At 52.1% G+C, this 15,561-nt stretch carries 11 protein-coding genes; 2 read left to right on the top strand and 9 right to left on the bottom strand.

What is annotated here, in order from left to right; translation table 11 throughout:
* Positions 1 to 38: 38 nt before the first annotated feature.
* From AC6I4B_RS21455 to AC6I4B_RS21445, 3 genes are all read right to left on the bottom strand, one after another.
* A complete protein-coding gene (locus AC6I4B_RS21455) occupies positions 39 to 1,325 on the bottom strand; it encodes an ABC transporter substrate-binding protein (RefSeq protein WP_497768041.1) in 1,287 nt (428 codons plus the stop codon).
* 25 nt (positions 1,326 to 1,350) lie between these two features.
* A complete protein-coding gene (locus AC6I4B_RS21450; protein ID WP_497768040.1) occupies positions 1,351 to 2,637 on the bottom strand; it encodes an ABC transporter substrate-binding protein in 1,287 nt (428 codons plus the stop codon).
* A gap of 85 nt (positions 2,638 to 2,722) precedes the next feature.
* Complete coding sequence (locus AC6I4B_RS21445) at positions 2,723 to 4,018, bottom strand: Gfo/Idh/MocA family protein (RefSeq protein ID WP_497768038.1); 1,296 nt, start codon at positions 4,016 to 4,018, stop codon at positions 2,723 to 2,725.
* Positions 4,019 to 4,065: 47 nt separating this feature from the next.
* On the opposite strand from AC6I4B_RS21445, the gene AC6I4B_RS21440 reads away from it, so the two are divergent.
* Positions 4,066 to 5,643, top strand: coding sequence for a hypothetical protein (locus AC6I4B_RS21440; protein ID WP_497768037.1), 1,578 nt, complete (start codon positions 4,066 to 4,068; stop codon positions 5,641 to 5,643).
* Positions 5,644 to 5,831: 188 nt separating this feature from the next.
* Here the strand turns inward: AC6I4B_RS21440 and AC6I4B_RS21435 are convergent, their stop codons facing one another.
* The 5 genes from AC6I4B_RS21435 to acs all read right to left on the bottom strand — a co-directional run bounded on the left by AC6I4B_RS21435 (position 5,832) and on the right by acs (position 12,941).
* Positions 5,832 to 7,121 (bottom strand): ABC transporter substrate-binding protein, encoded by a 1,290-nt coding sequence (locus AC6I4B_RS21435; protein WP_497768035.1) that lies wholly within the window; start codon positions 7,119 to 7,121, stop codon positions 5,832 to 5,834.
* A gap of 122 nt (positions 7,122 to 7,243) precedes the next feature.
* Positions 7,244 to 8,542: an ABC transporter substrate-binding protein gene (locus AC6I4B_RS21430; protein WP_497768034.1), complete on the bottom strand. Its 1,299-nt coding sequence runs from the start codon at positions 8,540 to 8,542 to the stop codon at positions 7,244 to 7,246.
* Positions 8,543 to 8,829: 287 nt separating this feature from the next.
* Positions 8,830 to 10,479, bottom strand: a complete 1,650-nt coding sequence (gene actP, locus AC6I4B_RS21425) for a cation/acetate symporter ActP (RefSeq protein WP_497768033.1) — start codon at positions 10,477 to 10,479, stop codon at positions 8,830 to 8,832.
* Complete coding sequence (locus tag AC6I4B_RS21420) at positions 10,476 to 10,790, bottom strand: DUF485 domain-containing protein (protein WP_497768031.1); 315 nt, start codon at positions 10,788 to 10,790, stop codon at positions 10,476 to 10,478. Before AC6I4B_RS21420 ends, actP begins: the two co-directional genes overlap by 4 nt.
* A 192-nt stretch (positions 10,791 to 10,982) precedes the next feature.
* Positions 10,983 to 12,941: an acetate--CoA ligase gene (acs, locus tag AC6I4B_RS21415; RefSeq protein ID WP_497768029.1), complete on the bottom strand. Its 1,959-nt coding sequence runs from the start codon at positions 12,939 to 12,941 to the stop codon at positions 10,983 to 10,985.
* A 413-nt stretch (positions 12,942 to 13,354) separates the two neighbouring features.
* Here acs and gltP point away from each other — a divergent pair, with 413 nt between their 5' ends.
* Positions 13,355 to 14,668 carry a glutamate/aspartate:proton symporter GltP gene (gene gltP / locus AC6I4B_RS21410; RefSeq protein WP_497768027.1) on the top strand — a complete coding sequence of 438 codons (1,314 nt, stop codon included), beginning with the start codon at positions 13,355 to 13,357 and terminating at the stop codon, positions 14,666 to 14,668.
* A gap of 127 nt (positions 14,669 to 14,795) precedes the next feature.
* Here the strand turns inward: gltP and AC6I4B_RS21405 are convergent, their stop codons facing one another.
* On the bottom strand, positions 14,796 to 15,479 hold the full coding sequence (locus tag AC6I4B_RS21405; protein WP_497768026.1) for a tetratricopeptide repeat protein: 684 nt from the start codon (positions 15,477 to 15,479) through the stop codon (positions 14,796 to 14,798).
* Between the last annotated feature and the right edge of the window lie 82 nt (positions 15,480 to 15,561).

Raw genomic sequence — 15,561 nt, 5'->3', positions numbered from 1 at the left:
ATTGCCGGGGGCGCAAACGCCGCCCGGCATTAAACCCTCTAACGGTTCAAACGACGCACGATGCGCTCGACCTGTTGGCGGAACTCTGCGGCAACCTGAGCCGGTGTGAGCTTGCCCTGATCCAGTTTTTCGCGTGCCGACATGAATTGGTCAACAACCTGTAAATCTTCAATATACGGCGTGGCGACTACCGTGGTCGGCAGCGACTGCGCCTGTCTTAAACCCGCAACAACCGGGTCGTTCGGGTCAATAACCCCTTTCTCAGTCAGCAGCGTTTCCGCCGTTTTACTCAATGGAATACCGCGCTCCAGCCCCAGCGCCTCGATAGACTGCGGATCATTAAGCAGGAAGTTGACCAGCATCGCCGCCTCTTTCGGATGTTTGGTTGACTTCGCCACCGAGAACATCTGCGCCGTTTTAAAGTACACGCCGGACTCCGTCACGCCAGGCTGCATCACGTAATCTCCCAGCTCCAGTTTCGCGGGTGGCGTGAGATTGTTGATGTACATGCGAATCGAAATGTTCCACGTAAACGTTCCGCCCCATTCGCCGTTAATCCACGGCTTCATTTCGTAGTTATTGCCTTTGCCGTAGGACGAGTAGGTTTTGGGTGAGGGCACAATATGATCGTCGCTGAGGCGCTTCACAAAGCTAAAGGCTTCAACCCATTGTTCGTCGCTCCAGGTAAATTTTCCGTCGCTGGCGAACATCGGTTTTTGATGCATCTGCATCATGTAGGCGTTAAGCAGCAGGATCACATCCTGGTCAACCATCACGTACGGATAGTAGTTTTTACCGAGCTTCTCCTGAAAGACTTTGCCGCTGGCAAAAAACTCATCCCAGGTTTTCGGGTATGCCAGGCCCGCTTTTTTCCAGGTGACATCGTTGTAGTAAAACACCGGCGCATTGACCGAAATTGGCAGGCCGTTGAGCTTGCCTTTGAGGGTGGTGGAGAGCAAATCTTTGGCCTGATACTGGTTTAAATCCAGCGTGTCTTTCAGCTTGTTCAGGTCGTAATAACCTTCGCCATTTTTGGAAAAAATAATCAACCACGGCCAGTTGGTCTGCATTACATCGGGTTCTGTACCGCTGGCCATTTGGGTGGTCAGGCGCGAAAGATGCTCGTCCCAGCCAGTATATTCAGCCTTTACTTTAATATCGGGGTACTTTTTCTCAAAGGCATCCAGCGCCTTTAATGTTGCCTGGTGACGGCTATTTCCGCCCCACCACGACATACGTAATTCAATATTATCCTGGGCCAGTACGGATGTTGATGTAAGGGCTAGTAATGAAAAGAATACTGTTCCTGAAATCTTTTTTTTCATTATCATCTGTTTCACCGTAATCAGATTATTGTGTAAGTTTGCGCAAAATACGTTCTACTTGTTGGCGGAACTCTGCGGCAGCTTGTTCTGGCGTTTGTTTGCCATAATCCATATTTGCCCTGGCAGCGACAAACAGTTCATTGACCTGGTTATCATCCATCAACGGCGTTGCGGTCATGTTGCTGGTTAATGTCTGTGCTTTTTTTAACCCCGCGATGATCGGATCCTGCTCATCAATCATGCCGTTATCCATTAATGTTTTTTCTGCAATTTTGCTGAGCGGAACCCCTCGTTCGAGGCCTAACTGAGTAACGGCGTCTTTATCATTGAGTAGGAAATTAAGTAATATTGCCGCTTCTCGCGGATGCTTTGTGGATTTGGCGATAGAAAACATCTGTCCTACCCTGAAATAAATACCGGCATCTTTTGCCTGAGGTAAAACAGGATATTCACCGGTAATTAATGTTGCCGGTGGCGTAAGGTTGTTAATGTAAACGCGGATGGAAATATTCCACGTATAAACACCGCCCCATTTATTGGCGCGCCAGGGTTTCATCTCATAAACGTCAGTTTTCCCGTATGACGCCAGCGTCCGTGGCCCTGGCAGGACATGATCGTTAGTGAGCCTTTTCAGAAAATGAAACGCCTCTGCCCATTGCGCATCGCTCCACGGCATTGTTTGTGTTTGCACGTCAAACATCGGCAGATTATATTTTTGCATCATATAGCTATTGAGCATCAAGAGTATGTCCTGATCGCCCATGACTAATGGATAATATTCATCGCCGAGTTTTTCTTTAAATAAAATTCCGGCGTTAAAGAGATCGTCCCAGTTTTCAGGATAAGCAATACCGGCCTGCTGCCAGGTGACGGGGTTATAGTAAAATAAAGGTGTATTAATCGATATCGGTAAACCATTGAGCCTGTTATTGACCGTTACTGAGGCTAAATCATGTGCGGTGAATTGACTCAGGTCGATAATATCTTTTTGTTGGTTTAGATCGTAATAGCCTGTACCTTTCTTCGAAAAAATAGCCAGCCACGGCCAGTTAGTTTGCATCAGATCCGGTTCTGTGCCGCTGGCTATTTGTGTACTGAGTCGTGATTGATGACCTTCCCAGCCGGTATATTCGGCTTTAACCTTTATATTCGGATATTTTTGCTTAAAGAGTTCGAGAGCTTTTAAGGTGGCCTGATGGCGGCTATTTCCGCCCCACCATGACATCCGTAATTCAACGTCTTCCGTTGCCAGCGTCACCGTAGAAAAACTGAGTAAAAATATCCCTGCAACAGCCCATGTTATTTTTTTCATTACAAACTCCGGTAGCGAAACGGCGAGTAACGGCTGAATACTGACCGGGAACGGGCGCAGCATGATTACTGCGCCCGGGTAATGCTTAACGTTTTGTCAGACGGGAAACCAATTCGAACTCTTTGAAATGCACGGGACGCTGCTGCTGCATGGAAATATTGCCCGCGATCCCGGTGAGAATCGACATCGCCCCCGCGCGGTGATCGGCTGCGCGTTGCAGCGGGTCGTTGCCCGGCTCGCCGAACAGGTCCGCCAGCATCGCGTTATCACCGCCGCCGTGGCCGCCTTCACCCAAGTTGAACTCGGCTTTCCACGGCTCGGCAAACATCGGGAATACCGTGATATCGCACTGCTCCAGGCTGCCTTCGTTTTCGCGCTTGCCACCGGCGTTAACGTAGGATTTCTCGACGATTTTCATCTCCAGACGGCCTTCAGTACCGTTAAACACCACGTTCAGTCCTTCCCACGGCAGATAGGCGTTGAGCGAGTAAGTGAGCTGTACCTGATTCTGGTATTTCACCAGCACCGACATGGTGTCCTCAATGGTAATGCCATCGCTGAATACGCTCTGGTCGCGGAAGTAGTTATCTTCATGTTCAGCGTTGAGATACAGCGCTTTAAGCTGAGCGTTATCTTCCATGTGCAGGGCAAACGGGTCATCTTTCGCTTCGGCAAACCCGTGGGCGCGCGGGTAAAACTGCGTCACGCCGCGTTTTTCGGCATTCTCTTTGCCGTAAAACTGTAGGCTGCCTTCGGCGTAAACGCGTTCTGGGTAGCTTGCCAGCCAGAAGTTCATCAGGTCGAAGTGGTGCGTGGATTTGTGTACCAGCAGGCCGCCGCTGTTGCGTTTTTCACGGTGCCAGCGACGGAAATAGTCTGCGCCGTGCTCGGTGTTAAGCAGCCATTCAAAGTGCACCGACGTGACGTTGCCAATCACCCCCTGCATCAGTAGCTCGCGCACTTTGCTGTGGTGCGGCGCATAGCGATAGTTAAAGGCCACGCGCACGGTGTGTCCGGTTTCTTCGATGGCATCGAGAATGCGCAGCGCGCGTTTTTCATCGATGGTCATCGGTTTCTCGGTTATCACGTCGCAACCCGCGTGCAGGGCGCGGACGATATAATCATCGTGGGTGCGATCCATCGTCGTGACAATCACGATATCTGGCCGCGTTTCGCGGATCATCTCTTCAAACTGCGCCGCTTTCCAGGTAGAAACCGGCTCCGCCCCTTCGTTTTGCAGCAGCCGATTGGCGTAGTCCATTCGCGTCTGGTTCGTGTCGCAGAAGGCAACCATTTTGGCATTTTCACGCCATTTTCCACCAATGGCGGAAATATATAGCCCTGCACGACCACCAGTACCGACCAGCGCATATTTTTTCATGACATCCTCGATTAAGATAAGAACATAAATATCAGCAGGGTGATGTTATGAAACGTATTCCACATCAATTGATGGAACTGAATAGCACTTTTATTTGGCATTGGCCCTGGTTTATTCAGGGCGTTAAAAGTGCGAAACAGCATGGTTTCACCGGCATCATCCTGCACCAACAGGAACTGCTTTCTATTCTTGCGACACCCTCGCCATTAAGTCAGAAACTGAATGTCGAGAATTTAATTCACCAGCAAAATTACGCGTTGCAGTATTTAAAACGTGTCGATCGCTACCTCGCTGAAAATAATTTATCGTTTTGGCTACAAGGTGAAGCCGCGCCTACTGACGACATCATTAAGCGTAAATTTCCCGAATTAACCTTTGACGAAAAAAGCTCGCCAGATTTTTGGCAGCATTTTTATGCTGCGATATTTTCACCGCTGCTTTCGGCACTGCCGCATTTAAGCGGTGTGGTGCTCGGCCTGGCGACACCTGCCTTTCAAACCGCCGGTTGGCAGCAGGGGCTTTACAGCGTCTGGAGCCAGTTGCGCAGCCACGGTAAAAAACTGGTGCTGCGCGATTTCATCGATGACAGTTGGCCGCGCCAGCAGCTTTCAGTGGTGCTCTCGGCGCTGCCGGACGACGTGCGCGCCGCGATTAAAGCCACTGAAATTGACTACCATCCAGGCTTTGCCAACCACCCGCATATCGTCGCGTTGCCCGGCCACAAAAAGTGGATCGAATACGACCTGGTCGGCACGGGCTACGGCTGGACAGCGCTTCCCTGTTATCTGGCCGATGAAATCAGTGGCCGCCTGAGCTGGGCGATTAGCGCCACCGGCAACGAAATTGAAGCCATCACCTCCCGCGTGAGCTGGCAGTGGATGCCGGACAGCCGGGTGATGGACTCAGCGAACAGCATCAACCTGATTGGCCTGATGGCGGCGAATCAGACCTCAGACGGCGAGGCGCTGTCGGTTTTCGACCGCTGGGCTGAACAACAGCAACTGCGTTTTCGCTCGCTACAAGACCGCCAGCGGCTGGCTGCGTTGTACCACTCAAGCTATGACTGGCTGTGCAAAACGCCTAACTTGCTAGGCCGCCGCCTGCACTACCAAAGCCAGGTGCCGGAAAGCGTGTCGCAAGCGCAACAGGTGCTGCACATGGATACCCGTAGCGCCAACTGGCTTCAGGCGTGGCAGCCGTTAATCCCCGCCGATGACCTGGCGCTAGGCCAGGAGCAACGCCAGCTTATCCGCCTGGAAAAAGAGGCCGCCGGTTTCCTTGCTGCCAATGCGGTGCAAACGTTGCGTGAACTGCTGCCGCGAATTACCTGCCCCAACGATTCGCTGGAGATGCTCTCTGCCGCCTGGCGCAACGCCGAAATTTACGGCCAGATGTTCTCGCGAGTGACCGCCGCCACCGTTGATCTGCTGTGGCGCGACCACTACGGCGATCACGCGTTACCGGCGGATGCGCTGCTTCAGCATCAAAACCAACTGCTGCACTATGTCGATACGCTGGATCGCTGGCTGGCATCGCCGCCTGCGGGTAGCCCGTTGTTTTTGCCGCTGTTATTAAACCCTCAGCGTCTGGCTAATTTTGCGCGTAGCCTGACGGAGCCGGATTGAGATAAGCATAAAAAGTGAGGCCTAAAAAGTCGCGCGATGCAGGAGCACACTCACGCCGTTCGAACGTACTCCCGTTGAAAATGAGCGGTCGATCACGATAGGTAAAAATTTAAGGTGATCAGCATCCCCTTTTTCCATTTATAAATCGTGACTGATATCACCAGCGCCGCGAAATTATGTGAACTCAATCAGCGGTTCGCTTTCTTCAGAATACGCGCCGCACGCTGGGCAAACTCATCCGCCGCCTGTTCCGGCGTCTGGTGGCCGTAATCCATGTTTTCGCGCGCGGCGATAAACAGGGCGAGAATTTGGAAATCCTCCATCATTGGCGTGGCTATCTGTGTACTGCCTAACGCCAGCGCCTGGTTTAGCCCCGCGACAATCGGGTCTTGCGGGTTAATCGTGTTGTTGTCGGTGAGCGTTTTGACCGCGATTTTGCTCAGCGGAATACCACGCTCCAGCGCCAGAGTGTTGATTGCCTGCGGGTCATTCAGCAGATAGTTGAGCAGCATGGCGGCTTCTTTCGGATGCTGGGTATGGCGGCTGATCGTGAACATCTGCGACACCTTAAAGTAGATGCCCGCGTTGGTGGCGCCAGGCAACATCAGGTGTGGGCCAAGCTCCAGCGTCGCGGGTGGCGTCAGGTTGCTGACGTAGGCGCGAATCACAATGTTCCAGGTATAGGCTCCGCCCCATTCTCCGGTGATCCACGGCTTCATTTCGTGGAATGTGCCTTTGCCAAAAGAGGCGACATATTTAGGCCCGGGGATGACATGCTCATCGACCAGCTTCTGAACAAACTGAAAGGCTTCACGCCACTGCGCCTGGCTCCACGCAAAATGGTATCCGTCAGCGGTAAACATCGGGGTGTTGTATTTTTGCGTCATGTAGCTGTTGATCATCAACATCACATCCTGATCGACCAACACCAGCGGGTAGTATTGGTCACCAAGACGTTGTTGAAACAGCTTACCGGCGGCAAAGAGTTCGTCCCAGGTGGTGGGATAGCTCAGCCCGGCTTTGCGCCAGGTTTCGGTGTTGTAGTAAAAAACTGGGGCATTCAACGAGATAGGCAGGCCGTTTAATTTGCCGTTGACGGTGGTTGACATCAAATCCTGGGCGGAAAACTGGCTGAGATCGATAACCTCTTTCAGGGTATTCAGGTCGTAGTAGCCGCCGCCATCGCGGGAAAACAGCGACAACCACGGCCAGTTGGTTTGCATCACATCGGGTTCTGTGCCGCCGGACATTTGTGCCGACATCCTGGCCAAATGCCCATCCCAGCCGGTGTTTTCCGCTTTTACCGTAATCCACGGGTAGCGCTGTTCAAACGTCTTAATCGCCGCATTAGTTTGCTGCTGGCGCGCTTTGCCGCCCCACCATGACATACGCAACACTACATTGTCCTGGGCGTAAGCGGCGGCGGTGAAGCTCAGCCCCAAAAATACGAAACACGCGCACAATAACCACTTTTTCATTCTCGTTATCTCCGAATGTGAAATTAATCAAATGAGGCTTTTATATTTATTTGGTGGATATAAAAACGGTTGCTGAGTCAAAGTGAAGGGGGAATTTCCGCCCCATTAGGCCGGAAATCTGATTACTGGCGACGAGTGGCGGAGCGTTTCATTACCCGTTCGGCGTTGGCGATAAAATTGTCGGCAGCCTCTTCGACGGTCATTCTGCCGTAGTCGATATTCTGCCGCGCTTCCTGGAACCACGACTGTATTTTCTGGTCTTCCATCCACGGCGTTGCGGTGGAGTTTGACACCAGTTTTAGGGCGCTTTTAAATCCGGCAACGGAAGGATTTTCATCGGTGAGTACACCGCTGTCGGTTAAGGTTTTCACCGCGATTTGGCTTAACGGAATGCCGTTTTCTAGCCTGAGGATGGCGATAGCTTCGGGGTCATTCAGCAAGAAATTGAGCAGCTTCGCCGCTTCTTTCGGGTGCTGGGTATTTTTACTCATCGCGTAGGTTAGCGAGACTTTAAAATAAGCGCTGGCGTTAGTTGCGCCAGGTTCCATGATGTAATCGCCCAGCACCAGTTTTGCTGGTGGTAATACTTTTTGCGCGTAGTACTGAATAACCACGTTCCACGTATAGGTTCCCGCCCATTTACCCTGTTGCCAATATTTGCTGTCGGTAAAGTCGAATTTCCCGAATGAGGCGAGGAATTTCGGGCTGGGCATGACGTGGTCGTCGACCAACCGCTGAATAAAGCCAAAGGCTTCGTACCACTGCGCTTTGCTCCAGGCAAATTGTTTACCGTCGGCGGTAAACATCGGCGTATTGTATTTTTGCGACATATAGCAGTTCATCATCAGGAACGTGTCCTGATCGTTAAAGATCAGCGGATAATAATCGTTGCCGAGTTTTTCTTTAAAAACTTTACCGGCGGCAAATAACTCATCCCAGTTTTTAGGGAAGGCTAATCCGGCTTTTTTCCAGGTTTCCGTGTTGTAATAAAAACCAGGGACATTAAGGGAAATAGGAATCGCATTGAGCTTGCCGTTAATGGTGGTGGACTGCAAATCTTTCGCGGGGTATTGGCTTAAATCGAACGTCTCTTTTAATTGATTAATATCGTAAAAACCATCGCCATTGCGGGAAAATATAGGAAACCACGGCCAGTTTATCTGCATAATATCAGGCGCTTTGCCACCGGAAATTTGCGTCGTCATGCGCTCGAGATAACCGTCCCAGCCCATGTATTCCGCATTTACCTTAATGCCCGGGTTGCGGGCTTCAAAAACGTTCAGCACATTCAGCATCACTTCGTGCCGTGATTTTCCGCCCCACCATGACATTCTGAGCGTCACATCCTGCTGGGCAAAACTGGAGGCTGCCGCCATCAGGCCACAGGTACAAATTATGCTGGCGCATAATAAACGTTTCATGAATGATTGCTCCTGTAAAATAGGCAAAATATATTAATAAAAAGCAGTTGTTGTGATGCATGAATAATATTTGCCAGTGGAGCATAGGAGTATTTTTAAAAGCCGCCGCATCCAATAAATGCGGGTTTACTCAGAACAGCCATTAAAAATGAGAGATGGAAGGTTCTTCACAACTTGAAAATAATTAGTGTGACGGCGAGTCACTATTTTCGCGTAGCGAATGTGACGGTCTTCACCTGCGGGGAAATAAGATGTGATCCCCGGCTTTGCAGCCGGGGAAGGGGGGATTAATGTGCGCGGCCCTGATCGATACCCAGACCGGTTTGCGAGCGAATAAACTGCGCGCGGAACTGTTCGCGTTCACGGCTGCCTTCTGCGGAATTATCGGTAGCAGAGAAGAACCAGATCCCGATAAAGGCGACAGCAATCGAGAACAGCGCCGGATATTCGTACGGGAAGATGGCTTTTTCGTGACCGAGGATCTGCACCCAAATGGTTGGCCCGAGGATCATCAGGATCACCGCCGTCAGCAGCCCTAGCCAGCCGCCGATCATCGCGCCGCGCGTGGTCAGTTTTGACCAGTACATCGACAGCAGAATAATCGGGAAGTTACAGCTTGCAGCGATGGAGAACGCCAGGCCCACCATAAAGGCGATGTTTTGATTCTCGAACAAAATGCCCAGCAGAATCGCCACCACACCCAGAATCAGCACCGTAATTTTCGATACCTTCAGCTCCTCACGCTCGGTTGCGCCTTTCTTAAACACGTTGGCGTACAGGTCATGCGATACCGCCGAAGCCCCCGCCAGCGTCAGACCCGCGACCACCGCCAGAATAGTGGCGAAGGCCACCGCAGAGATAAAGCCGAGGAACAGGTTGCCGCCCACCGCATCCGCCAGGTGTACCGCCGCCATGTTATTGCCGCCGATGAGTGCGCCCGCCGCGTCTTTAAACTGCGGATTCGCGCCAACCAGCATGATAGCGCCGAAGCCGATGATAAAGGTCAGGATGTAGAAATAGCCCATAAAGCCGGTGGCGTAGAACACGCTTTTACGCGCTTCGCTGGCATCGCTGACGGTGAAGAAACGCATCAGAATGTGCGGCAAGCCCGCCGTACCAAACATCAGGCCGAGGCCTAACGACAGCGCAGATATTGGGTCTTTAACCAACCCGCCAGGGCTCATGATTGCCGCCCCTTTCGGGTGTACCGCCATCGCTTCGGTGAACAGGTTATTGAAGCTGAAACCGACGTGCTTCATCACCATAAAGGCCATAAAACTGGCGCCGAACAGCAGCAGTACCGCTTTGATAATCTGTACCCATGTGGTGGCGAGCATCCCGCCAAACAGGACGTACAGCACCATCAACACGCCCACCAGCACCACGGCGACGTGATAGTTAAGGCCAAACAGCAGCTCGATAAGTTTACCCGCGCCGACCATCTGAGCAATCAGATACAGCGCCACGACCACCAGAGAACCGCAGGCGGAGAGCATCCGAATCGGCCCTTGCTTTAAGCGATAGGATGCGACATCGGCAAAGGTGTAGCGGCCCAGATTGCGCAGGCGTTCGGCAATCAGGAACAGAATTATCGGCCAACCTACGAGGAAGCCCAGCGAGTAGATAAGCCCATCGTAACCGGAGGTGTAAACCAGCGCCGAAATACCGAGGAACGAGGCCGCCGACATAAAGTCACCGGCAATCGCCAGACCATTCTGGAACCCAGTAATGTTGCCGCCTGCGGTGTAATAGTCGCTGCGTGAGCGCACCCGTTTAGAGGCCCAATAGGTAATGTAGAGCGTCAGGGCGACGAAAATCAGGAACATGATAATCGCCTGCCAGTTGGTCGGCTGGCGTTCCACGTGCCCGCTGATGGCGTCTGCCGCGTTGGCGGCAAAAGGAAGTGTGGCGGCGAGCGCCGTCAGGACCTTCTTCATGATGCTTTCACCTCGCGCAGGACTGCCTTGTTCAGGCGATCGAATTCGTTGTTAGCCCGCCAGACGTACACGCCAGTCAGGAGGAAAGAGATAACGATAATGCCTATCCCAATAGGAATGCCGCGCGTGACGCTAGTGCCCGGATGCAGCGGTGTGCCAAGCCAGCCCGGCGCAAAAGCGATGAGAAGAATGAAACCGACGTAAACCACTAACATAATCAGTGACAAAATGGTGGCAAACCGTTGCCGTTTTTCGACCAACTCCCTGAAATGCGCACTGTCTTCTATCTGCTGACAAATATTCTCATTCATCACAGAGTCTCCAGAGGTAAAGGTAGGGTTTTTTGTTATATACCCAAAATAATTTGAGCTGCTTGTCGGCGGCAACTGAGCGAAACCCCAGCGGGGCGAGTGAAGGCAGCCAACCCTCAAGCAACCTGAAATATGATGGGTATCGAGGGGTCAGTTGCCCGGCAACCGTAGCGTTACCGGGCAAAAGTAGAGTTATGAAGGCATCGCGATGGACTGCTTCTCTTCGAGCAGTTTTTCCACCACACCCGGATCGGCGAGCGTTGAGGTATCGCCGAGGTTACTGGTATCGCCAGCGGCAATTTTGCGCAGAATGCGGCGCATAATTTTACCGGAGCGCGTTTTCGGCAGTGAATCCGTCCAGTGCAGCACATCCGGCGTTGCCAGCGGGCCAATCTCTTTACGTACCCAGTTACGTACTTCGGTATACAGCGCCGGGGTCGGTTCTTCGCCGTGGTTCAGGGTGACGTAAGCGTAGATAGCCTGGCCTTTAATATTGTGCGGAATGCCCACCACTGCGGCTTCGGCAATTTTCGGGTGCGACACCAGCGCCGACTCGATTTCCGCCGTACCCAGGCGGTGGCCGGAAACGTTCAGCACGTCGTCGACGCGGCCAGTGATCCAGTAATAGCCATCTTCATCACGGCGCGCGCCGTCGCCGCTGAAGTACATATTTTTGAAAGTGGAGAAGTAGGTTTGCTCGAAGCGATCGTGGTCGCCAAACAGCGTACGCGCTTGCCCAGGCCAGGAGTCGGTGATCACCAGGTTGCCCTCGGTCGCGCCTTCCTGCGGATGGCCTTCGTTATCGACCAGCGCAGGTTGCACGCCAAAGAACGGACGGCTGGCGGAACCGGCTTTCAGCTCGATAGCCCCCGGCAGTGGGGTAATCATGAAACCGCCGGTTTCAGTCTGCCACCAGGTATCCATCACCGGACATTTCTCGTTGCCGATATGACGCCAGTACCACTCCCAGGCCTCGGGGTTGATAGGCTCACCAACGGAACCCAAAATGCGCAGCGATGAGCGGTCGGTTCCGGCAGTGGCTTTGTCGCCTTCTGCCATCAACGCGCGGATAGCGGTTGGGGCGGTGTAGAGAATATTCACTTTATGCTTATCAACAACCTGGCACATACGCGCCGGGGTCGGCCAGTTAGGCACGCCTTCAAACATCAGCGTGGTGGCTCCGCAGGCCAGCGGGCCATACAGCAAATAGCTGTGGCCAGTCACCCAACCCACATCGGCGGTGCACCAATAAATGTCGCCAGGATGATAGTCGAAAACATATTTAAAGGTGGTTGCGGCATACACCAGATAGCCGCCGGTAGTGTGCAGCACGCCTTTTGGCTTGCCGGTAGAACCGGAGGTATAAAGGATAAACAGCGGATCTTCTGCGTTCATCTCTTCCGGCTGGTGTTGGTCGCTGGCCTGGCTCATCAAATCATGCCACCACAGGTCGCGGCCTTCCTGCCAGTCAATTTTCCCACCGGTACGTTGCAGCACTACCACGTTTTCGATGGTTTTGACGTTCGGGTTTTTCAGTGCGTCATCGACGTTTTTCTTCAGAGGAATATTACGCCCGGCGCGAACGCCTTCATCAGAGGTGATAACCAGGCGGGAACTGGAGTCGATGATTCGCCCTGCAACGGCCTCTGGCGAGAAGCCGCCAAAGATAACCGAGTGGATAGCGCCGATACGGGCACAGGCCAGCATCGCGACGGCGGCTTCTGGCACCATTGGCATATAGATAGCCACCACATCGCCTTTTTTAACGCCGAGCGACAGCAGGGTGTTGGCGAAACGGCAGACATCGCGATGCAGTTCGCGATAACTAATGTGTTTGCTCTGGCTGGCGTCGTCGCCTTCCCAGATGATGGCGGTTTGGTCGCCGCGTTGTTGCAGATGGCGGTCAAGGCAGTTAGCCGCCAGGTTCAGCGTGCCGTCTTCGTACCATTTGATCGAGACATTGCCAGGGGCAAAGGAGGTGTTTTTAACTTTGGTATAGGGCCGCATCCAGTCAAGGATTTTCCCCTCTTCGCCCCAGAAGGCATCTGGGTTGGTTACTGATTGGTGATATTTGGTCAGGTATTGTTCTGGGTTTATCAGGCAGCGGTCTGCAATATTTGCAGGAATAGGGTGTTTGTGAATTTGGCTCATGCTTTTTTTCTCCTTGTAAGATGTTAATAATATGTCTCATAAAAGTTAATAAAAGAGGAAGGGGACGCTTTGTTTATTATTTGCGCGGCAGATCACGCATTATTGGAATTGTTCAAATAACGTTCATTTGATTCTTTGAACGAAAATAATTGCGGAAGAGAATGGATAGAAAATGGTGAATTTTTTTGTTTTTATAACAAAAACTTATAAATAATTTCTGGTAGAAATAAGTAGTAATATAGATTTAAGTAGTGAATAGCTCTGTTATGAAATGGTTGCGCGAGATGGCGTGCAAGTGATACTGATATTGCGCGTTAAAAACCTCTAAAAGTAAACGCAACACAAATCACCCCCTTTCAAATGGATACCATTCCTGTTTGGCATGGTGTTTTTCATTGAGGAAGTCTGCTGTTATGAAAAAAACACGAATCAGCCTGGCATGGCAAATTCTGATTGCCCTCGTGCTGGGTATTATTCTGGGTAGTTATCTGCATTATCATAGCGATAGCCGCGAATGGCTGGTTATGAATCTTCTGTCGCCCGCTGGCGATATTTTCATCCATCTGATTAAAATGATCGTCGTGCCGATTGTTATTTCTACGCTTGTCGTGGGAATTGCCGGTGTTGGCGATGCCAAACAGTTAGGGCGAATTGGCGCAAAAACCATCATTTATTTCGAAGTGATCACCACGATAGCGATTATTGTGGGTATCACTATGGCGAATGTTTTCCAGCCAGGGGCGGGAATCGACATGTCACAACTGGCGACGGCTGACATATCGAAATACCAAAGCACCACCGCTGAAGTGCAGAGCCACGCTCATGGTTTGATGGGGACGATACTTTCCCTTGTGCCGACCAATATTGTGGCCTCAATGGCGAAAGGCGACATGCTGCCGATTATCTTCTTCTCGGTTCTGTTTGGTCTGGGCCTTTCATCACTGCCCGCCGCGCACCGCGAACCGCTGGTCACGGTGTTCCGTTCTATTTCCGAAACCATGTTTAAAGTCACCCATATGGTGATGCGTTACGCGCCAGTCGGGGTGTTTGCGCTGATTGCTGTTACCGTGGCGAACTTTGGTTTTGCTTCTTTGTGGCCGCTGGCGAAACTGGTTATCCTGGTGCACTTCGCGATTCTGTTCTTCGCGCTGGTGGTGCTGGGGATTGTGGCGCGCATCTGCGGGCTAAGCATCTGGATTTTGATCCGCATCCTCAAAGATGAGCTGATTCTGGCTTATTCCACCGCCAGCTCTGAAAGCGTGCTGCCGCGTATTATTGAGAAGATGGAGGCCTATGGCGCTCCGGCATCGATTACGAGTTTTGTCGTGCCGACCGGTTACTCCTTTAATCTTGATGGCTCGACGCTGTACCAGAGTATTGCCGCTATCTTTATCGCCCAGTTGTACGGAATTGACCTGTCTATCTGGCAGGAAATCGTGCTGGTGCTGACGCTAATGGTGACATCGAAAGGGATTGCCGGGGTTCCGGGTGTCTCCTTTGTGGTGCTGCTGGCGACGTTGGGTAGCGTGGGTATTCCGCTGGAAGGTCTGGCGTTTATTGCCGGTGTTGACCGTATTCTTGATATGGCGCGTACCGCGTTGAACGTCGTGGGGAATGCGCTGGCGGTGCTGGTGATCGCCAAGTGGGAACACAAATTTGACCGCAAAAAAGCGCTGGCGTATGAGCGCGAAGTGTTGGGCAAGTTTGATAAAACCGCCGACCAATAAGCTAGACGTTGATTGCCGGATGGCGGCGTAAACGCCTTATCCGGCCTACGGTATTGTGCGGTTTGTTTGATGGCATGAACATAACCCGCGTAGGCCTGATAAGCGCAGCGCCATCAGGCGATGGCGGTTATTTGTTACTCAGCTTTTCAAACTCTTCGCAGCCGGTATCAAACCCTTCGGTACAGCTCAGGTTCAACCACTGCAACGCCTTCTGTTTGTTACCGGTGATAAACCCCTTTTCCCCGCCGAGGAACATCATTCCGGCCCAATATTCGGCATAGCCGGTGCGCGATAACGCAGAGCTATTTTTAAAATAACTCGCTGCCTTTTCATCATCTTCCGCCACCCCGACGCCGTTGGCGTAAATCATCCCCAACAGCATTTGTGCATCGACGGCGAAATCACTTTCGGCATTTATCGATGCTTGCTGGAGCAGGGTAATGGCGCGCGGATAATCGGTCTGCCCAGATTGGCTATTGGTCAAAATTCGCGCCAGGATAACCTCACCGGCCTTACTGCCCGCGCTGGCGGCTTTCTCTGCCAGCTTTTTTGCCCCAGGGTAATCAAGGCTGACGGGATTGGTAATTTTAATCTGTGCCAACAACGCACTGGCATCTGCATCACCGCTGTCGGCAGACTTTTGTGCCCAGAACTCGGCTTTACTTAAATCGCCGGAGCTAAACCAGGTATCGGCAAGATAATACTGCGCGCGCGCGTCTCCGGCCTCGGCGGCTTTTTGATACTGGCTGCCCGGATCTTCAGCGTATACGGACAGTGCTACCATCCATAGCAATGCAAAAAGTAGTTTCATTTTATTGTGTGGGTAGTCGAGGATGGGAGCAGTATAAAGAGAATGCGAGGATAAAAAAACGCCCCCGGCTGGGGGCGTTGAA

The organism is Kluyvera fluvialis, from assembly GCF_059725275.1.
The sequence above is the reverse complement of the archived record's forward strand: the minus strand, read 5'-3'. Positions and strand labels throughout refer to the sequence as shown.

Coding starts and splice junctions, on each gene's coding strand:
- AC6I4B_RS21450 (WP_497768040.1), bottom strand. CDS start 2,637: ATGAAAAAAATAACATGGGCTGTTGCAGGGATATTTTTACTCAGTTTT.
- AC6I4B_RS21440 (WP_497768037.1), top strand. CDS start 4,066: ATGAAACGTATTCCACATCAATTGATGGAACTGAATAGCACTTTTATT.
- AC6I4B_RS21445 (WP_497768038.1), bottom strand. CDS start 4,018: ATGAAAAAATATGCGCTGGTCGGTACTGGTGGTCGTGCAGGGCTATAT.
- AC6I4B_RS21430 (WP_497768034.1), bottom strand. CDS start 8,542: ATGAAACGTTTATTATGCGCCAGCATAATTTGTACCTGTGGCCTGATG.
- AC6I4B_RS21420 (WP_497768031.1), bottom strand. CDS start 10,790: ATGAATGAGAATATTTGTCAGCAGATAGAAGACAGTGCGCATTTCAGG.
- AC6I4B_RS21455 (WP_497768041.1), bottom strand. CDS start 1,325: ATGAAAAAAAAGATTTCAGGAACAGTATTCTTTTCATTACTAGCCCTT.
- gltP (WP_497768027.1), top strand. CDS start 13,355: ATGAAAAAAACACGAATCAGCCTGGCATGGCAAATTCTGATTGCCCTC.
- acs (WP_497768029.1), bottom strand. CDS start 12,941: ATGAGCCAAATTCACAAACACCCTATTCCTGCAAATATTGCAGACCGC.
- actP (WP_497768033.1), bottom strand. CDS start 10,479: ATGAAGAAGGTCCTGACGGCGCTCGCCGCCACACTTCCTTTTGCCGCC.
- AC6I4B_RS21405 (WP_497768026.1), bottom strand. CDS start 15,479: ATGAAACTACTTTTTGCATTGCTATGGATGGTAGCACTGTCCGTATAC.
- AC6I4B_RS21435 (WP_497768035.1), bottom strand. CDS start 7,121: ATGAAAAAGTGGTTATTGTGCGCGTGTTTCGTATTTTTGGGGCTGAGC.